Origin of the sequence: Gluconobacter potus (assembly GCF_015244705.1) — a bacterium.
Lineage (GTDB): Bacteria > Pseudomonadota > Alphaproteobacteria > Acetobacterales > Acetobacteraceae > Gluconobacter > Gluconobacter potus.
Genome location: NZ_JABCQF010000005.1, coordinates 71,571 through 90,858, shown reverse-complemented (window position 1 = coordinate 90,858; position 19,288 = coordinate 71,571). Strand labels below are relative to the sequence as shown.

The following is a 19,288-nucleotide window of genomic DNA, read 5'->3' as shown; positions in this document are numbered from 1 at the left end:
GGCATGGGGTATTCAGGTTCAGCAGGGTCTGAAGAGATCAGAAACCGGCGCTGATGGAGCCAATGGCAGAGAACGGTGCTGCGATCATGTAGGTCGGAGCTGATCCCTTGATCGAGGTGCCGAAGACGCCTGTCTGGGTCGTGGCGTTCGTCGTGGGGCTCAGCGGGAAACCGAGATAATGCTTGTTGGCGATGTTGGTCAGGTTCAGCTTGATGTTCGGAGCCTGCAGGATGCCGAAGTTCTTGAAGCGGTAACCAACCGTGATGTCCATCTTCACGTAACCGGGGATGTGCTGGTCGTCCATGAAGGTGGAATACTGCTTGGCGACGTATTTCAGCTTGTAGGCACCAAAGACATTCCCGTCATCGTAGTCGAGGTTGAAGCCAACCTGATACTTCGGTGTTTCCGGAGCGAACTTGCCACTCGTCTTCAGGTAGTCGGTTGCCTTGCCGCTACCTGCTGCCATGTTGCTCGTGGTGCGGGCATCAACATATTCAAACGAAGCATAGGGACGGATGTGATAGAAAATCGGACGCGTTCCGATTTCGGCATCCACACCGTTCGTGCTCTGGCCGCCGGCATTGATGCTGCTGGAAGCATAGCTCTGGCAGGCTGCATCCAGGCACTGGCTCTGGGAGAAGAAGCGGTTCGTGAAGTTGTAGTGGAAATATGTGACCGAGGCCATGACCGTCGGACCCGTATAACGCCAGCCAGCTTCTTCCGAAATCGAGATTTCCGGCTGCAGGTTGGTCGTACCGTGCGTTCCGTAACCACCGTTGCTGTAATAGGTGCCAGAGTCATAGAGTGACGTGTTCGTCGGGATACGGAAGTTCGTGGATCCCGAGACGAAGACCTGCATTTCCGGATTGATCTGGTAACGGATCGCAGCGGTCGGCAGCGGCTCATAATACGTCTTGTTGATATACGGTCCGGTAGACGTGTCGGGCAGCATGTTGTGTGCATCGCGTGTCACGATGGCATATTTCAGGCCGGCATCGATCGTCAGCTTGTTGTGCAGCAGTGACAGGCTGTCACCGATGAACATGGTATGCGTCCGGGTCTGCGTCAGGCTCGCGCGGTACTGATAGGTCGTTCCGTCACTGAACACATAGTTCGGACCATTGCCCAGAATATCCCAGGGCGTGCCGTCGGCACCGATGCCTGTTGCAGGCTCGGTCTGGAGCTGCTTGGCATATTCGAACCAGTAGCCGACCATAAGACGGTTGGCGCCGGTCGTCAGTGTTAGTTTGGTGACGGCGCCAGGACGGTAGGTCGTCGTGACAGCCGTTTCAAAAACCTGGGTTCCCTTGGCCGGCGTCTTGCCGTCCAGTGTACCGCTCATTGCCGTGGCGCCCCAGCTGGTCGGAACGGAGTAGGAGCTGCCGCCGCCGCTACCATAGCCGTACCAGAAATAAGGGGTTTCGGTCAGGACAAGATGGTCTGTCAGCTTGAACGTGGACGGAGCACTGGCATAGATGTTGGTGAACGGGTTGGCATGCAGCTTGTAGTAGCTGGAGTCCTTGTAAACACCGTTATAGACCGTGTTGGAAATCGTGGCGCCGCTCGTATTCTTGAACGTCGTGCCATTCGGCCGCGTACAGGTTGCACCGCTATAGCAGGATGCAACGTACTGGTCCTTTACGCCCAGACCATATGCATCCCAGGATGCGAGGTTCACGCTCGGGTTCGAATAGTTGTACAGACGGTTGCCGACGATCGCGAGCGAGACGCGGTTGCCGTCTCCCCAGTCATTTACGACCTTGGCTTCAGCATGCAGCTTGCGGTTCGTTGCCTCGGAATGGACGGCGTCTTCCGTAGCGTAAGAGCCGGAGAAATAGGCGCGGAGGTTGGTCTGGCCGATCTTGCCGGTATCCAGACGCAGGAAGCCGCGTGTGTAGTCATATGAACCGTAGGAAACGTCGAACGCGCCGCCCTTCTTCATCTTCGGATCGATCATGTACATGTCGACCACGCCACCAGTAGCGCTCAGATGCGGGCTGTCGAGATCGGCGGAACCCTGTGCGAGGCTGACTTTGCGCAGGTTCTCGGAGTCCACGATTTCCTGGGAATAGACCGCGAAGGAGCCGATGTCGTTGATCGGAAAACCTTCAAGCGTGAAGCCCATCTGTGACTGGTCGAGGCCGCGGGCGCTCATGTGGCTGCCCGTCAGGCCGGCCGGATCGGAAGACGTAACGTTCGCACCTGGAAGCAGCGCGATCAGCTGCATCGGGTCCTGGCCCGGGGCCTGCTTTTCGATGTAGTCGCGGGAGATGGCCGAAACGGACTTCGCGGAGTCCTGTTTCTGCATCAGGCCACCACCGACATCGCGGCGCGTTACGCCATCGAAATAGGTATGATGACCGCTGACGGAGACATGTTCTTCATGTTCGTCTGTTGGAGCCGTATTGCCCATCATGGACGGGGCGGCAGCAGCGACTTTCGCGGGACCCTTCTTGGAAGAAGGGGCCGTGCTGTCTGCGGGTGCGGCAAATGCCGACACCGTACCGAACGCAAACAGGGCCGAAGTCGAAAGCAGGCGAGCAAGGCGCATCGTATTTTCGGTCTTTCTCGGTCAGGTGAACTTTCAACCGAGAAAAAGCATGACTGCTGGCTCTATTTCAATCAGATGTGGAGTGATACAATATGACATGAAAGGGATATGGCAATTTAGTCACATTTCGCTGATGTAACGGCACGAAATGGCAGGTAACTCCCTGCGTATTGTGACATTTGGAAGACATGACCCGTTTTTCTGGGGGCGATCGTTTCAAAAAGTCATCCTGCCGGACGCAGCGCCTCGTCTGCGCTGTAGAGCTGTCGAATCCTTTTTGCCTGCGCGGCCGTGGGGACGACATCGTGGCTGTTGCCGTTCAGATGGGGAATGGTTTTGCCCTTCAGGACAGGCACCAGATCGGGCAGGGACGAGATCCGGTCCATCGAAAACAGCTGATCGACGGCAAGCCGGCCATTGCGGTCGCAGACATACAGGGTCTGTGGACGGAAGACATGGTCCATCTCGTAAACCGACGAACAGGATTCCACATGGTCGATGGCATGATCCAGCGTGTGGAACGAGCGGTAGAGCGCGTTGACGGAAGGATGGATTTTCACCCGTGACGTTCCGCCGCGACGGGCAAAGGCCCATGCGGAAACGAAATGCTTCACGGGATCGCGCCAGATCGCGAAGCTGGGAAGGGTCCGGCACAGATCGGGCGCGACATGCTGATAATAGCGCCAGGTCTCATGCATCATGATCCCGCCATACAGCAGGTCGCAGATCGACGTGCCGCCGTTCTTGGGAACATGGATGAACAGCGCCCCGGCTTCGCGGATGCGTTCGATCCGCTGAAGACGTTTGCGGCCCAGCGGCAGTCGCAGTTTCAGATCGGCGGCCCGGGCATGGACGTCGTTATACTGCCGGACCCGGAAGGTGCTGCATAACAGGCGCTGGGGAAGACCGGGCCCCTCTGCTTTCATGCCATCGCATCCTGTCGGAAGGTCGCGGTCCTGGTGAACCGTCTGGGCAGCAGAAGGGGTCGTCATGATCGTGTCCTGATCCTGTATCCGATGGCAGGAACACTGACGTCCGGGGATATTCGAGGCAAAGGCCGTATTGTAACGGAATGAAAGCCATGTTGCAGAGTTGTGCGGTATCAAATCAGCCAGAAATGGATGTTTGTGTTTGACTTGTGCCGCCCGGGGCGCTTCATGACACCTGACGGTGCCCGGCCTGCCGGGTGAAAAGGGAACGCAGTGCAAAACTGCGGCTGCCCCCGCAACTGTAAGTGCTGACTGCCGCTCCGTAACGGGCGAACAGTACGGCTTCAGGAGAGAACCCACTGGCCCGGTGCCGGGAAGGGGCCTGAGACCGGAGCGCGAGCCAGGAGACCTGCCGTCAGCATGAGTTGTCCGAAGGACGGTCCGGGCGGGGTGCATCGGAACGCCGGGTCAGGCCCTGTCACTGCGGGTCTGCCTCCTTCTTGAGGGCGACGCAGAACGACGAGACATTACTATCGCCATGCCCCGTATTTCCTGCCTTCTTTTCGCGACGAGCATGCTTGTCGCCGTTCCCGCGCTGGCGTCCGTCCCGGCCCAGGAACCGGCACCGCCGCAGAAGCCCAAGGCACCCCCGGCCGTTCCCCGGACGACAGCCACCAGTGTCCCGCAGAGCACGCCGGACGCCGTGACCGCCACGGTCCCCGAGACCGTCACCGTAACGGCCAACCGCATCCCGCAGGACATCAGCAAGGTCGGCTCGCAGGTTACGGTTGTGACCCAGCGTGACATTGAACTTCTGCAGCGGCGCGACCTTGCGGACCTTCTGGCGCGTGAGCCGGGCCTGAACATGGTGCGCACGGGCGGCCCCGGCGGGACGGGGTCGATCTTCATGCGCGGGGTCAATTCCAATGAAGTGAAGGTGCGGCTGGACGGGATGGACATCAATGATCCGTCCACGCCGGCCGGGGCATTTGATACGGCGCAGTTCCTCACCGATGGTCTGGCCCGGATGGAAATCCTGCGCGGACCGCAGAGTGGTCTTTATGGTGCAGATGCGATGGGCGGCGTCATCGACATGACGACCAAACAGGGGCAGGGACCGCTGCACGGTTTTGTCCGTCTTGAAGGTGGCAGCTATTCCACCAAGAACGAGACGGCCGGGTTTTCAGGTTCGCTCCATCGTTTCCACTATATGGTTGAAGTCTCGCATAACCATGTCGGCGACTATCAGGCCGTGCCGAAAGCCATCCGCGCGCAGGTCCAAGGCCATGATGTCGCGTCCAACCGCAACGATAACCGTACGGCCAATGTACGCCTCGGCTATGACGTGACGGACAATTTCGATCTCGGCTTTACGGCCCATCTGACGCAGGCGGATTACGAATACGTCGCCGACGATTACAGCTCCTACCCTACGCTGCCGTCAGCCCAGCAGAACGAGAGCGACCTCAAACAGGCCATCCTGCGCGGTACTGCTCATCTGAAATCCTTCAAGGGCGTGTTCGAGCAGACGCTGGGCGTTGGTTACATCACTTATGACCGCCATGACATTACGGCTGGCGATCCGGATATCTCGTCCAATCGTGGTGACCGTCTGAAAGTGGACTGGCAGGGCCTGACCCATCTCGGCCATAACGGTTCCTTCCTCGTCGGATACGACTATATCCGCGAGCGGATCATGACCCCGGTTTCCGCCCAGACCACGACGAACGCCGCCTGGGGACAGCTCGAAGGCCACTGGCACGACATTCTCTTCGGCTCAGCCAATATCCGCTACGACAACAATTCCCGTTACGGCAATTACGTGACCTGGCGCGTCGCCCCAGCCGTAAAAATCCCCGGCACCGGCCTGACGCTGAAGGCCAGCGGCGGTTCTGGCTTCCACGGCCCGTCCCTGAACCAGCTCTTCGTCAGCTACCCGGCCTATTACTTCCTGGCCAACCCGAACCTGCGGGCCGAGCGCCTTCTGGGTTTCGATGCCGGGTTTGAAGAACGCCTTCTGGACGGCAAGCTGACCTTTGGCGCCGACTATTACGGCAACCATATCCGTAACCTCATCAATACCGCGCTGTCGGGCTACAACTACACCTATGTGAACGTCGCCCGCGCCCAGACGCATGGTGTGGAAGCCTTCATCGATTATCGCATCATCAAGAGCGTGGATCTGCGCGGCACCTATACCTGGACTGATGCCACGAACCGCAGCACCGGTGCGGCCCTCGTGCGCCGGCCCCGCCACAAGGCCACGGCCAGCGTCATCTGGACGCCGACCAAGCGCCTGAGCATCACGCCAAGCCTGCTCTATGTCAGCGGCTGGCACGATCTCGACCGTTACACGTCGCTGAACACGATCGCTCATGACTATGTGACGGTGAACATTGCTGCGGAATACAAGCTAGCCGACTTCGTTACCCTGTTCGCGCGCGGCGACAATCTGGGGAACCGGTATTATGAAAACCCGGTCGGCTATCTCCAGCCGGGCCGGTCCTTCTATGGCGGTGTGACGTTTGGCCTTTAAGGCGTTCCTTCACATCCTTTCAGCCCCGATGGCAGTCCTGCTGCTGTCGGGCCTGATGACGGGTGCGATCGCTGGATCGGCCTGTGCCAGTCCGGTGCGCACCCGTATCGTTTCCCTGAACCTGTGCACGGACGAACTGCTGCTTGAACTGGCAGACCCGTCCCACATTCTCGGTCTCAGCCCCTTGGCCACGGACTGCGCAGAATCCGTCCGCTGTGAGATCGCGGCGACATATCCTGTCCAGCGGCCTGATGGCGAAAACCTCGTCGTCACTCATCCGGACGTCGTTCTGGACGGAACATGGCACCGCCCAACGGTTCCGCTCGTGACCAATGCCCTGCACGTTCCGTTCGTCCAGCTTCCGTCCATCGCGTCTCTGGAGGATATTCCCACGCAGATCCGCACGGTCGCTCATGCCATTGGCGAGGACGCACGCGGCGACGACATGATCCGCGACTTCGCGGACCGTCTGGAAAGTCTCCATCCAGCCCATCCGGATCAGATCCTGACGGCCACGGTCATCGGCGCGAACCTTGCCGGAGAAGAAGGGGGCCTGATTTCCGATCTGCTGAAGCGCGCCGGATTCCGGCTATCTGCTTCCGAACGGCCTGATGGCACCATTGCGCTGGAAACACTGATCGCCCATCCGCCCGACCTGTTGGTGACGGGCATGATTTCCGAAGGCGCATCTCTGGCGGAAGATGCCGTGCATCATCCCGCCCTGCGGGATCGCTTCACGGGTGCGCATCTCCTGGCGCTTCCCGGCCGCCTGACTATGTGCGGCACGCCTGACACTCTCGATGCGCTAACCGCCCTGATCGCCGCGCATGACCGTCTGACCGGCACGGAGCCTTCGCCATGAGTCGCTATTCGCTAACCGTCGCCGTCCTGAGTGCGCTGGTTCTGGCTCTCGCCATCCTGTCACTGGCCGCAGGCCCGGCGGGGATCGGCGTCATTCAGGGCCTGTCCGACATGCTGCACGGCCGCGAGACGATCGCCGCGACCATCATTGGCCAGATCCGCCTGCCGCGCATGATCCTGGCCCTGCTGATCGGCGGAACGCTCGGCCTGTCGGGGGCAGCGCTTCAGGGACTGGTTCGCAACCCGCTCGCCGATCCGGGCGTGCTGGGTATTTCGGGCTGTGGTGCGCTCGGCGCCGTGCTGGTTTTCTATACCGGCCTCTCGGCAGTCTGGGCGCCCGCACTCCCGCTGGCGGCTTTGTCCGGCGCCGGACTCGCCACACTTCTGCTTCTGGCTCTGACGCGCGGTGGCACGCTCGTTCTGGTTCTCGCCGGTGCGGCGCTGGGCTCCATGAGCGCCGCCCTTCTGGCCCTGACGCTCAATCTCGTGCCAAGCCCCTATGCCTCCTACGAAATCATGCACTGGCTCATGGGCTCCCTGTCCCGCGCCAGTTTGCATGACGTGCTGATTGCCACGCCGGGCCTCTTGATCGGCTCGGCGCTGCTGTTTAGCACTGGACGTTCGCTCGACGCCCTGACCCTCGGCGAAGACGTCGCCCAGACAATGGGTTTCCCCCTGCGTGCGGTGCAGTGGCGCGTCGTGCTCGGAACGGCGCTCGCGGTCGGCAGCGGTGTCGCCGTGGCGGGCGGGATCGGGTTCGTCGGCCTCGTCATGCCGCACCTGCTCCGCCCACTCGCCGGCGCCCGCCCGTCGCGCCTCCTCCTGCCGTCCGCACTCGGGGGCGCGGCGCTTCTGCTGGCCGCGGATCTGTTCGTGCGCCTGCCTGTCAGCGGCGCCGAACTCCAACTTGGCGTCGTCACCTCCCTGATCGGAACGCCGGTCTTTTTCTGGCAGGTCTGGCGCCTGCGCGGCCGGCCGGTATGAGGAGCGCGCCATGATCCTTCAGACCGACACGATCAGCCTGACCCTTCAGGGCCACAGACTCCTGAACAATATCGCATTGGACGTCCGCCCCGGCGAAGTCCTCGGCCTGATCGGACCCAACGGCGCGGGCAAGAGCACGCTCCTGCGCATCATGGCCGGACTGCTCCGCCCCGAAACCGGCCGCGTCCTGCTGGACGGACAGGACCTGTTCACCATGCCCCCCGAAAAGCGCGGCCGCCATCTGGCTTACCTCCCGCAGGAAGCCCCCGCTGCCATCGGCATGAGCGTGCGGGATGTCGCAATGCTCGGGCGCCTGCCCCATCGTCGCACGGCCTCGGCGGAACAGAATGAAACAGCCGTGCAGCAGGCTCTCGATGCGGTCGGAATGAGCGCCTTTGCCGACCGCTCTTCCGCCCGTCTCTCAGGCGGCGAACGCGCCCGCGTCCTGCTCGCCCGCGCGCTGGCGGTTCAGGCCCCGATCCTTCTGGCGGACGAACCGGTCGCGGCCCTCGACCCCGCGCAGGCCCTTACGGTCATGGACTTGTTCGGCCAATGCGCCGCACAGGGTCAGGCCGTCGCCGTCGTTCTGCACGATCTGGCGCTCGCGGCCCGCTTCTGCACACGCATTGCCGTCCTGTCGCAGGGGTGCCTCGTCAGTATTGGCCCCCCCGCCGAAGTCCTGACGGACGCCCTGTTCGCCGAAGTTTACGGTGTGGCAGTGCGACGCTGCGGCGAGGTTGCCGTGCCTTGGTCTCTGGTGTCGAGCGCGCGACGTCCATAACGCCGGGCCAGCAGCGTGCAGGTGAAGAGCTGGATCTGGTGATAGATCATCAGTGGCAGCACGATGATGCCGACCGATGCCGCCGGGAAAATCACGCTCGCCATTGGCACGCCTGACGCCAGCGACTTCTTTGAGCCGCAGAACTGGAGCGCGATCTTGTTCTCCGTCGTTTGTCCCAGCCCGTCGCCCATCAGATGCGACAGCACCAGAACCAGCGCCAGCATGAAACTGTCGAGCAGTGCGACTTCCAGCAGATGCGCGCCCGAAACCCGGTACCAGATTCCTTCGACCACGGCCGAGCTGAACGCCGTATAAACGACTACGATGATGGACCCGCGATCGGTGAATGAGATCAGGATCTTGTGCCTGCGCACGATCGGCCCGACCCATTTCTGAAGGATCTGCCCGAGCGCAAACGGAAGCAGCAGTTCCTTGCCCACATCCAGCACGGATTCCAGCGGTGAATGTCCGGCCCCCACATGCCCGAGCACCACGCCCGTCAGCAGCGGCGTGAGCGCAATGCCCGCAATATTGGAAACCGTCGCCGCACAGATCGCCGCCGGAACATTGCCCTTCGCGATGGAGGTCAGCGCGATGGAAGACTGCACGGTGGATGGCAGGCAGCACAGGAACAGGATGCCCGACCACAACTCTTCACCGAACAGCGCATCCGGAAAGACCGCCCGGAACAGCAGATGCAGCCCGATCCCCAGCAAGGGAAACAGCGCGAACGTGCAGAGCAGCACGCTTCCCTGAAGCTTCCAGTCCTTCACGCTGTCCACGATGGCGTGACGTTCGAGCTTCGCGCCCTGGAAGAAGAACATGAACGTGATGAGGATCGTCACGACATGCTGGAGAATGTGCTCCATCTGCCCCCGGCAGGGCAGGAAAGAGGCCAGCGCGATCGCGGCGATGAGGGACAGGAGAAAGGGGTCGAGACGCTTCATGCCGCACTATGTCCGTATCCGGGCCGGACATGCAACGTCCTGCCCCGGGCTCACGCCCGCTCTTTTGAAAACGGGCGTCTCATGTATCCTGTCCGCCATGACAGACCATAATGACCTGCCAGTCCCGGGCCGCCGCCGCGCCCTGACATCCCTTCTTGCCGCCGGAACCGTTGCCGGCACCGTCGGCAGCAGCCTGCGTCTGACGGGGAATGCCAGCGCCGCCGATGAACCGCCGAAAGACACACTCACGTCTCACGGCCATCAGCCGAGCAATGCGCATATCGAACCCGCCGATCAGCCCGGCGCAAATAACAAGCCTGTCATCCGCACCCAGAGCGACTATTTCTATCGCCCCTCCATTCATTTCTCGCCGCCTACCGGCTTCATGAATGACCCCAACGGCCTGATCTTCGACGGCCAGACCTACCATCTCTATTACCAGTACGACCCGACCTCCCCCTATGCCGGTCGCGTCCATTGGGGCCACGCCACCAGCACGGATCTCTACACCTGGCAGGACCAGCCCATCGCCATTGACCAGACGGCAGCGGGCGAGGCCTATACCGGCTGCGTCGTGCTGGACCGCAACAACGTCTCGGGCCTTTTCCCGCCTCGCAAACCGGAGGCCTCCGCTGCTGCTCCTGCAACCCCGACGGCCACGCAGGCCGCCGTGCAGGCGCTCGCGCCGGAACTGCGGAAAACCACGTCCGACACGCCTTACGCGCCCGACAAAATGCCCGCGCTTGGCCCGAATGAGGGCGCCCCGTTCGGCTCGGTCTATGCGCCTCCGAACGGTGCCGAAACCCATGCCGCCCCGCCTGCGCTCCCGCCCATGCCTGGCGGACTGGTCGCGATCTACACCCGTGCCACACCGCAGAGCCAGACGCAGTACATCGCCTGGAGCCCCGATGGCGGCCAGCATTACATCGACTACGACCACAACCCGATCCTGAATATCGGCGTCAATTCCTTTCGCGATCCCAAGGTCTTCTGGCACGAGGCCAGCGGCAAATGGATCATGGTCGTGGTCAGCGCACGCGCTCACAAGGTGCTGTTCTACGGCTCAATCGACCTGCTGCACTGGATGCATCTCAGCAGCTTCGGTCCCGCCGGCCTGTTCGGCGTGGACTACGAGTGTCCCAACCTGATCGAGCTCGACATCGAGGGCGATGAGAAAGGCAAGCGCTGGGTCCTGTTCGTCTCCGTCAATCCGGGTGGCCCGCTGGGCGGCAGCGTCACGCAGTATTTCGTGGGCGATTTCGACGGTGAACGCTTTACGCCCGACAACACGGTGATCGGCCTGACGGATTTCGCCAAGGACAGCTACGCCATGCAGGTCTATGACAGCATGCCGGACAACAAGGCGGTCTATTTCGCCTGGTTCGGCAACTGGCAGTACTGCGAGGAAGTCCCCAACCGGAGCTGGCGCGGTCTCATGACGCTGCCGCGTCGCATGTCCCTGCGCCGGGATGAAATGAACTGGCTGCGTCTGGTCCAGCGCCCCTACGGGCTCGAAGCCTTCCGGGGTGAGAAGATCCCGTTCAAAGTGGACCGTATCGCGGCCCAGAGCGGTGTCCAGGTTGCGCTCCCCACCGGCACCGCCATCGAACTGCTCCTGACCGTCACTGTTGACGAACGTAGCAACCCGCAGCCGGACGGCGAACAGGGACGCGCGGGCCGCTTCGTCATCGTGTTCTCGAACGGGCAGGGAGAGTCCCTCTCCATCGGCTTCGATGCCTTCTCAAGCCAGCTCTGGCTCGACCGCGGCGATCTGCGCGGCTTCTCCCAGCCGTTCTTCACGGAGCGCTTTTCTACGCCCCTGATCGCCAACAGTCGCCGCTTCTCCCTGCGGCTGGTGCTGGATGCCTGCGCGCTGGAACTCTTCGCCAATGACGGCCTCTCGGTTGCCACGGCTCTGGTCTTCCCTGCCAATCCGCTGACGACACTGGGTCTTCAGGCCACCAATACCGGTGCGACAATCGAGGAACTGGCGCTGTATCCACTGCGCAAAACCATGGATCGTCCGACTGCGGTCTGACACAGGGATCTGTCCTGCACCTGCCCGAATGTGCAAAGAAGGGGCTTGCCCCCTTCACCCCTTTTAACAATGGGGTGGGAAGTGTGTGAGGTAGGTGGCTTCGGGAGGGAGATTCATGTCCGCCCGTCTTGCATCAAGCGTTTTCGGATTGTCGCCGCCCGCATCCAGCGAAATAGGGGCGTAATGGTGGCTCTGACATGAAAGCTGGGAGCCATAATGCTGCTTTCCGGTCGTGGCGAGCATGACCCGATCCGTCAGCAGCGCATATCCCTGTTTTGGAAACTGACCCGATCGTGCAAGCGGTTCAAGCTGACGAAGCGCCATGACCTGAAAACCCGGATCCACATCTGCGTGCTGTACCAAAGTCCACAGCATCTTCGCAGGTTTGTGCCCCGCTTTCAGCACGCTCGTCCATCCCTGCGTTTCCAGAACATGCCGTGCCCAATGGCTGTTGCCCCAGTCCACGTTGATAATAGCGGAGATAAGACGACTCTTCAGAGCGCTCCGGGTCGGTGCATCGAGCCCTATGATTTTCTCTCGGGATTCAGCTGAAAAACGCCACATCTGGTCTGGTACAACATGTGCCGTAATCTGTTCTTCCAATGTGTCTTTTGCCGGATCGCTCTCAAGTGCCTTCGTGGCATCATGGACGGCTATTTCATAAGTCTGAAAATAAGGCAGGCTACGGGACATGGCCCTCTGAAAATCTTCCCAGCTTTTCATTCCGTCAGGCACGCTGTCCGCCATATTGACCTGCATGCACACATGATCCTGATAGCCGGATTCCTCGGGAACAGAAGCCGCAACACCAAGTTTCTTCAACTCCGCATCCTGTATAAGCGCCGCATCCTGCATGCAGGCCTTGCCATAAGCCTTAATGGCCTTCCAGTCCGCGACCTGCTGCGCGGTCGCACCCGGAAAAGCACCACGGACAAACCCGTAATCGCCGGGCTCGAAACTGCCGTCATGGATAAAGGGCGCCAGAACGGGCGGCGCAGGAGCCGCGGGTGCTGCTGAAAACACGCCCAGACCAGCCAGCAGGAAGAGCATACGAAAACGGGCCATCGTGACGACATCCTGTAAGGAAATGTTACGTCACGATGGCCCGCATCAGAGGCTCAGATCAAGACCGTAACGGTCTCAGCCGCCCGTGATCCTGTTCTTCAGATTGTGAAGGCTGGTCGAAACCTGCTTCTGCCAGTCGGTCATGCGCTCGTGCCATTCGGTCGAATGCTGCTGCACCAGAACACGGCCGGCTTCTGCGGCGGCAGCGGCCTGGGCCTTCTGCTGGGCCAGGACCTCGCGCTCCACGGCCTCGATCGGCCGACGCAGCACCAGCGATGCACCCAGCGATGCCGCCAGATCGTCCACGACCTGCGGCACATATTCCTGAACCGTCGCAATCACGGCCGTCGTCCCCACGGGAATGACGGAGGCGATCTGCGCCAGAAGGCTGCTGCGGATCGCCGCATCCTCAACCGACAGGCTCGATCCAACGAGCGCCCCCATGGACGCCCCGAGAAGCACGCCCAGCGGTCCCAGAAGAAGCCCGACGAGCGAGCCCAGAAGCGTTCCGTTCAGAACCTGCTCGCCTGAAGAGCCGTTGGCCCAGTTGTCATGAATGGTGATGTTGCCGTCCGTGGTGCGTTCAACGACAGCCTCGTTGATGACGACCAGCTTCTGGTCTGCAGCCCGTTCCCGCAGTTCGGAAAACGCCTGAAAAGCCTTGCTCTGCTCGGTGAAGGAGAGAACAAGAATGTTGGTATCCATGATCTGTCACGCTCCGCTCCCCCGCGAAAAAATGCAGGAAGAGCCGGGCACGCGGGGGAAGTGTCCGGCCTGTCACCGCAGCCTTCCCGGAAGGCTGCGGGAGGAGGACACCAGATTACCGGCTCAGCGTAAAGGTCAGACCCTGCGCACCCGCAGCCAGACGCGCACCTTCGGTCGCCGTCTCGATCTTGATGCGCACGCCGTTGCTGTTGGACAGGACAGCGCCACCGAGACCCTTGTCCAGCGTCGCTTCACCGGCAAGCGCGCCGTAGCTGCCGTCGAAATCATGCAGATGCTTCAGGTTGTAGACGGTGCCTTCGGCCTTCAGGGCGGAGTAGCCGACGGCAGCGATGTTCCCGCCGCTGACCTTGAAGTGATAGGTATGATGGCCGTAGGTCAGGGTGCCATCGCCCCAGGTGTAGCCAATGCCGACATCCGCCGAATGGGCGGTGAGGGTGACGTGTCCGACAGGGGCCCCGAGCGTATCTTCAGCGCGTACGGCAGGAGCTGCGACAAGACCGGCACCGAAAAGGACGGCTGCAAGGGCGACGCCACGGCGGCTGATATTGAAAGACATCATGAAACCTTCTGTCTGTTTTCATAGTCAGGCCCTGCGGGTGCAAACCCGTGTGGCACTGACACTTGAGAAGACAACGCTCCGACGCGGGTTCGGATGCATGCGAAGGGAGAATTCATGTTCCGGCTATCGGTCAGCGGTCCGGAGGGATGAGGAAGTTGAAGTGCATCCTGTAGTGTGAGCTGACGGGATGACCGTTTCTCATCGCGGGGAAATAGGACGCCTGAACCACATAGTCGCGTGCGGCCTGATTCAGTTCCGCATAATGCCCTTCCCGGACCATACAGTCGTGGGAACGGCCCTGGGCATCGATCCTACAGGCCACCGTGACGTGATCTTCGATATGCCGGTCGATCATGTCCTGAGGATAACGGGGCGTGCCCGACACGGCGCGGTTGAGCCGGGCGGCGTGGGTGTTGTCCTGATGGTCCGCGATACCGAAAAACCTGCCCGGGCCGATGTTCAGATGGGCGATCTGCGGCACCAGAACAGCAACCTGAAACAGGCAGATGCAGAGCACGGGCAGGAGAAACCAGACTGGTGGCTGGCGACGTCGCCCGTTGGTATCCGGCTCGGGACAGGGCTGGAGTTCAGACTGGGGGCCCTGCTCCGGTTCCATCAGGGGTGGAATGTCCGGGTCGTGATGCCGGAAAAGGGGATCGTCCATTGTTCGGTTCCCGATATCTCCGGGCACGAGAGATGAGGCCTGTTTCAGACGGCAATGGCCTGCCTGGCTTCATCATGGAAGATCCGGTTGTCAGAACGCCAGAGGGAATCGCGCCCTTTCAAAGGCAGCCATTCGCGTGAAGCGCTGATCAGAAGATGATTTTTTTTAGGAGAAAAATGGTGCCCAAGGGCGGAATCGAACCACCGACACTGCGATTTTCAGTCGCATGCTCTACCAACTGAGCTACTTGGGCACCGAGCTTCAGGGCGGACCCTGTTGCGGAGATGGGGTTTAACTGATGATTGAGGCGGGATCAACCCTCCCTGTCGCGATATTCGTCGTGCTCTTCGTCATTATCCTGACGAAAGGACGGAACGCGGTAGGTCCCGCTGAACCAGCGGCCCAGATCGACATCCGCACAGTGGCGGGAGCAGAAAGGCCGGAACTGCGGATCGGTGGGGCGATGGCAGATCGGGCAGGTGGCGTTGCTCATGACAGGCTCCAGCTTGCGGGTGGGGCATTGGGATCAAGGACAAGATCAAGCGGCCGGGCGCGACGGGATATGAAATCCGCCAGGGCATCGGGATCGTTTTCCAGTGCCCTGACGAGTCCGATCGAGGCGGTCAGCGTCCGGCCGGGGCGGTTTTCGCGCAGGATCGTCCGGAGGATGGACAGCGCCTGCCCATGTGGGGAGGATAGGAGTTCATGCAAGGGGGGGCGACGGCGCGGGCGCGTCAGTTCCAGCAGGCCGGACGGTGTGGCGCCGAGGACGTCCGGTTTCAGGGGATCGCCAGCCAGAGCCTCACGCAGGAAGGGAACCAGAGCCGGGCGTTTGCGCGTCTTCACGCCTGCCGGATCTACAAGAATCGTGCCTGAAAGATTCCGCAGGCGGATCTGCCGCGTCAGTTCAGGGAAGGCTGCGACATTGCCCTTGAAGTCCGGGGCGCCAGTACTGTCTAGGTCGATGGCAACAAGGGCGGGGGTCGGGAAGAAGCTGGCGGTCAGGAGGCCCAGATCGGCCTCGGGGCTGCCGAGACTGTCGAAATCCGCTTCCAGTGCACCGTCGAAGGCCTGCTGGCAGCGCTGAAGCCGCGGGCGCAGGCGGGCAGGCAGCTTTGCCGCAATGCCCGGATCGTCCACGAAAATCGGAGCATCCGGATAACGGTCCGCCAACTCGTCGAGCGGGGTTGGTCCGCGTTCGAGCAGTTTGGGGGCAGAGGGTGCCTCAGTGGGCATGTCCGCCCGGCGCAGCCTCAGGCCCTTGTTGTTCTGGGCGGCGCGGCTGACACGGGCTGCGGTCTGGGCGCCTTCGATCAGGGCTTCGCGGGTGGAGAGAAAGCCGCTCTGGCCGTCTTCGAGCAGGACGAACGCGCCACCCAGAGCGGGAGCGGCTTTCTGGACGCGGACGACGTGCCAGTCTTCCAGACCATCCGGGCAGCCGGGACGCCAGATCGCGGCATCCAGCAGGGTATCATGGTCGGTGACGGCAATCCGCACTTCGCCCGGAGAACAGGCTGCGCGGATTTCGGTCATGCGATCCAGCCACCTGAAGGCTTGCCGACCGGCTGTCCGCGCAGGAGCTGGGCCGTTTCAAACAGGGGCAGCCCCACGACGGCGGAATAGCTGCCACCGATCTGACGGATATGGGCGGCGGCGGCGCCCTGGATGGCGTAGCCGCCCGCCTTGCCCTGCCAGTCCCCCTGCGCGATCAGGGCGTCGATCTGCGCATCTGTCAGGCGATGGAAAATGACGGAAGTTTCCACCAGTCGCTCGCAGGGCGTACCTTGTGGCCAGCCCGCGCTCGGGCGCAGGACCACGGCCGTCAGTACCTTGTGGCGGCGGCCGGAGAGCAGTTTCAGGCAGGCGCGGGCCGTCTTTTCGTCTTCGGCTTTCGGCAGGACGCGCCGACCAACCGAAACCACCGTATCGGCCCCGAGGACGAGGGCGGCATCCGTGCGCTGCGCGGCCACATGCTCCGCCTTCTGGCGGGCGAGGCGCTGCGCGAGCGGGCGCGGCAGTTCACCGGGGCGCGGTTCTTCGTCGATATCGGCGCTGACGACAGCGTCGGGCACGATGCCGATCTGTTCCAGCAGGCTCAGGCGGCGCGGGGAGGCGGAGGCCAGAACGAGCTTCGGACGGTCCGGAAGGCCGGATGACCCTTCTGCGGAAGACGGGGAGGAGGTCATGCGGCGGACTGTCTTACTTGAAGCGGAACGTGATCCGGCCCTTGGACAGGTCGTACGGCGTCATTTCGACGTTCACGCGGTCACCGGCCAGAACGCGGATGCGGTTCTTGCGCATCTTGCCGCTCGTATGGGCCAGGATGGTGTGCTCGTTGTCGAGCGTGACGCGGAACATGGCGTTGGGGAGCAGTTCCATGACGGTGCCGGTAAACTCGATCAGGTCTTCTTTTGACATGTGAATCCTTGCTTCAGGGACAGGGTAATGATCTGCGCGCGGCAGTGGCTCCGGTGCGGAGCCAGAAAATCCAGCCCGCTATGTGCGGACTGTCAGCCCAAAGGTCAAGCATGACCGGTCCCTGTCCGGGGATTCTTGCGGTTTTTTGGCACTCTGACGTCGTGCCGCCCTCTCAGGCAGCACGACGGGATCTGTTCAGGACGCTTTGGCAGCCGCCGCAGCCCGGGCGGCCATCTTTTCCTCTTCAGTCCAGACGCGGCGCTCGCGCACCTTCTGCGGCTTGACCTGCTTGACCGGACCGCCGCCGAGCACGGGCGGGCGCATGGTGGAGTTCCGGGCTTCTTCCGAGTGCCATTCATGGCTGTCATGAACGTCCAGCGTCCGGCCGATCTCACGCTCCACGGCATGCAGCCAGGCGCGCTGCTCGGCATCGCACAGCGTGATGGCAAAACCGCTGCGACCCGCACGGCCCGTCCGGCCGATCCGGTGCACATAGCTTTCCGGCAGGCTCGGCAGATCGTGGTTGATCACATGCGTGACCGTATCGACGTCGATGCCACGCGCGGCGATATCGGTTGCCACCAGAACCTGTACGTCGCCTTCGCGGAAAGCGTTCAGGGCACGCTCGCGCTGACCCTGCGAGCGGTTGCCGTGCAGGGCTTCGGCCGTGATGCCGGATTCCGTCAGGAAGGTGCAGACCTCGTTGGCGATGTTCTTCTGCAACGTGAAGACAACGGCCTGACCGATGCCCGGCGTCTGAAGCTGCGCCAGAAGAGCGGCTTTCTTGTTGGACGCATCGAGGAACATGACAGACTGCGCGATCCGGTCCACCGTGGTCGAAGGCGGTGCGATCTCGACCTTTGCCGGGTCACGCAGCAGGCTCTCGACGAGGGCTGTGATGGATTTCGGCATCGTTGCGGAAAACAGCACCGTGTGCCGGTCTTCGGGGAGCGTTGCGACGATGCGTTCGATCGGCTTGGCAAAGCCCATGTCCAGCATCTGGTCGGCTTCATCCAGCACCAGCGCTTCAAGCTGCGACAGATCGCACAGGCCCTGCTCGATCAGGTCCAGCAGGCGTCCCGGTGCGGCGACGATGATGTCCACGCCCTCTTCGAGCGCCTTGACCTGATGAAACTGGCTTACACCGCCGAAAATCGTGGTGACGCGTACCGGCTGGTGACGGCTGAAGCTCTCGAACCCGTCCGCAATCTGGGAGACCAGCTCGCGTGTGGGAGCGAGAACCAGAACGCGCGCTCCGTTTTTTGGGGAAGGGCGCGGCGTTTCGGCAAGCCGATGGAGCAGCGGGAGTGCGAAGGAGGCCGTCTTGCCGGTGCCGGTCTGGGCCAGACCGAGCAGGTCGCGGCCTTCCAGAAGCATCGGGATGGACTGGGCCTGAATCGGCGTCGGCGTGACGTAACCCGCTTCGTCTAGGGCGCGGAGGAGGGTGGGCGCCAGGGCGAGATCGGCAAAAGCCTGGGCAGAAGTTGGGGACATGATGAAGCGGCGCCTCCGGCGCTGAGTAAAGCTGCGCCTGATGGGGCTTCGCGGATTCAGAAAACGGGCTTGTACGAATGATGCCTGTCGCCGTCAACGCAACGAAAGAGCGTGCCAAGCCCGTCTGTCAGGACAGTTTGGAAATATCGCGCATGGCCACGACCAGAGACATGTGTGACGCCAGAAGCCGCTGCGGCAACGTGGGCAGATAGATCCGGATGGCCTCAAGGCGTTTGGACTCCGGAAGTGCCGCAAAAGGTGGGCGCGATCCGGGGCCCTCACTGCCCGCATCATAGCTTTTGGCAATTGCGGCAAGGAGGGAAGCGGGGACCGAAGCCAGAAGCGCTCTCTGTGCGGGGTTCAGAAGCCGGTCCCGCAGGGGGCCGGAGAGGGTGCGCTCTTCCGCTATTTTCGGAGGCTCATAAGGCTTGAGCTGGTTCAGCGGAAACTCGACCTCCACGCCATTGGCCTGCTCCACATAGCCGGTGGAGCCGTCGATATCGACCAGCCTGCCATCATGCGTGCCCTTCAGGTCCGAAACATGATCTCCGATCGACAACTTGGCCATGATACACTTCTCCTTCTCAGGACGGAGCCTAGAGCACTTCCGGATCGTGGGTAAAAATTTTCTGCTTCCCGTGCCCGATTTCAAATCCGAAAGGCATATGCGAACGTCGTGCGGACTGCATCACTCCTGCCTTCATGGGAAAAGAAAGCGAAAAACCGCAGGCTGAG

Annotated in this window: 18 protein-coding genes, 1 tRNA gene and 1 riboswitch; of the genes, 5 read left to right on the top strand and 14 right to left on the bottom strand. The window is 61.8% G+C overall.

Annotated features, from left to right (window positions below; all coding sequences use genetic code 11):
• Positions 1-37: 37 nt before the first annotated feature.
• Positions 38-2,551, bottom strand: a complete 2,514-nt coding sequence (locus HKD31_RS09620; RefSeq protein ID WP_194264880.1) for a TonB-dependent receptor — start codon at positions 2,549-2,551, stop codon at positions 38-40.
• A 224-nt stretch (positions 2,552-2,775) separates the two neighbouring features.
• Complete coding sequence (locus HKD31_RS09615; RefSeq protein WP_194264879.1) at positions 2,776-3,543, bottom strand: hypothetical protein; 768 nt, start codon at positions 3,541-3,543, stop codon at positions 2,776-2,778.
• 159 nt (positions 3,544-3,702) lie between these two features.
• A riboswitch (cobalamin riboswitch) is annotated at positions 3,703-3,911 on the top strand.
• A gap of 107 nt (positions 3,912-4,018) precedes the next feature.
• On the opposite strand from HKD31_RS09615, the gene HKD31_RS09610 reads away from it, so the two are divergent.
• The 4 genes from HKD31_RS09610 to HKD31_RS09595 are packed head-to-tail and all read left to right on the top strand — an operon-like array spanning position 4,019 to position 8,642.
• Positions 4,019-6,016, top strand: coding sequence for a TonB-dependent receptor plug domain-containing protein (locus tag HKD31_RS09610; RefSeq protein WP_228120452.1), 1,998 nt, complete (start codon positions 4,019-4,021; stop codon positions 6,014-6,016).
• 28 nt (positions 6,017-6,044) lie between these two features.
• Positions 6,045-6,878 carry an ABC transporter substrate-binding protein gene (locus HKD31_RS09605; protein ID WP_194264878.1) on the top strand — a complete coding sequence of 278 codons (834 nt, stop codon included), beginning with the start codon at positions 6,045-6,047 and terminating at the stop codon, positions 6,876-6,878.
• Positions 6,875-7,861: a FecCD family ABC transporter permease gene (locus HKD31_RS09600; protein ID WP_194264877.1), complete on the top strand. Its 987-nt coding sequence runs from the start codon at positions 6,875-6,877 to the stop codon at positions 7,859-7,861. Before HKD31_RS09605 ends, HKD31_RS09600 begins: the two co-directional genes overlap by 4 nt.
• Before the next feature lie 10 nt (positions 7,862-7,871).
• Positions 7,872-8,642: an ABC transporter ATP-binding protein gene (locus HKD31_RS09595; RefSeq protein WP_194264876.1), complete on the top strand. Its 771-nt coding sequence runs from the start codon at positions 7,872-7,874 to the stop codon at positions 8,640-8,642.
• Here HKD31_RS09595 and HKD31_RS09590 read toward each other — a convergent pair.
• Entirely contained in the window at positions 8,567-9,589 is a 1,023-nt protein-coding gene (locus tag HKD31_RS09590; protein ID WP_194264875.1) for a bile acid:sodium symporter family protein, read from the bottom strand. The two genes, HKD31_RS09595 and HKD31_RS09590, sit on opposite strands and share 76 nt — an antisense overlap.
• Positions 9,590-9,686: 97 nt before the next feature.
• Between HKD31_RS09590 and HKD31_RS09585 the strand changes: the two genes are divergently transcribed.
• The gene (locus tag HKD31_RS09585; protein WP_194264938.1) at positions 9,687-11,627 is read left to right on the top strand and encodes a glycoside hydrolase family 32 protein; all 1,941 of its coding nucleotides are present in this window, start codon (positions 9,687-9,689) and stop codon (positions 11,625-11,627) included.
• Between the two features lie 63 nt (positions 11,628-11,690).
• Here HKD31_RS09585 and HKD31_RS09580 read toward each other — a convergent pair whose 3' ends face one another.
• The 11 genes from HKD31_RS09580 to HKD31_RS09530 form a co-directional block, all read right to left on the bottom strand.
• A complete protein-coding gene (locus HKD31_RS09580; RefSeq protein ID WP_194264874.1) occupies positions 11,691-12,692 on the bottom strand; it encodes a DUF6624 domain-containing protein in 1,002 nt (333 codons plus the stop codon).
• A 75-nt stretch (positions 12,693-12,767) separates the two neighbouring features.
• Positions 12,768-13,397: a DUF1269 domain-containing protein gene (locus tag HKD31_RS09575; protein ID WP_194264873.1), complete on the bottom strand. Its 630-nt coding sequence runs from the start codon at positions 13,395-13,397 to the stop codon at positions 12,768-12,770.
• 115 nt (positions 13,398-13,512) lie between these two features.
• Positions 13,513-13,974, bottom strand: coding sequence for a hypothetical protein (locus tag HKD31_RS09570; protein WP_062495194.1), 462 nt, complete (start codon positions 13,972-13,974; stop codon positions 13,513-13,515).
• A 133-nt stretch (positions 13,975-14,107) separates the two neighbouring features.
• The gene (locus tag HKD31_RS09565; protein ID WP_194264872.1) at positions 14,108-14,641 is read right to left on the bottom strand and encodes an energy transducer TonB; all 534 of its coding nucleotides are present in this window, start codon (positions 14,639-14,641) and stop codon (positions 14,108-14,110) included.
• A gap of 177 nt (positions 14,642-14,818) precedes the next feature.
• Positions 14,819-14,894 (bottom strand) — tRNA-Phe (locus HKD31_RS09560).
• Between the two features lie 60 nt (positions 14,895-14,954).
• Positions 14,955-15,134 carry a DNA gyrase inhibitor YacG gene (locus HKD31_RS09555; protein WP_024716732.1) on the bottom strand — a complete coding sequence of 60 codons (180 nt, stop codon included), beginning with the start codon at positions 15,132-15,134 and terminating at the stop codon, positions 14,955-14,957.
• Positions 15,131-16,174, bottom strand: coding sequence for a ribonuclease E/G (locus HKD31_RS09550; RefSeq protein WP_194264871.1), 1,044 nt, complete (start codon positions 16,172-16,174; stop codon positions 15,131-15,133). The genes HKD31_RS09555 and HKD31_RS09550 overlap by 4 nt, the downstream gene beginning before the upstream one ends.
• Positions 16,171-16,827, bottom strand: a complete 657-nt coding sequence (locus tag HKD31_RS09545; protein ID WP_194264870.1) for a Maf family protein — start codon at positions 16,825-16,827, stop codon at positions 16,171-16,173. The genes HKD31_RS09550 and HKD31_RS09545 overlap by 4 nt, the downstream gene beginning before the upstream one ends.
• Before the next feature lie 13 nt (positions 16,828-16,840).
• Complete coding sequence (gene infA / locus HKD31_RS09540) at positions 16,841-17,059, bottom strand: translation initiation factor IF-1 (RefSeq protein ID WP_007282896.1); 219 nt, start codon at positions 17,057-17,059, stop codon at positions 16,841-16,843.
• A 195-nt stretch (positions 17,060-17,254) separates the two neighbouring features.
• Entirely contained in the window at positions 17,255-18,553 is a 1,299-nt protein-coding gene (locus tag HKD31_RS09535; protein WP_194264869.1) for a DEAD/DEAH box helicase, read from the bottom strand.
• A gap of 127 nt (positions 18,554-18,680) precedes the next feature.
• Entirely contained in the window at positions 18,681-19,121 is a 441-nt protein-coding gene (locus HKD31_RS09530; RefSeq protein ID WP_194264868.1) for a hypothetical protein, read from the bottom strand.
• Positions 19,122-19,288 lie beyond the last annotated feature (167 nt).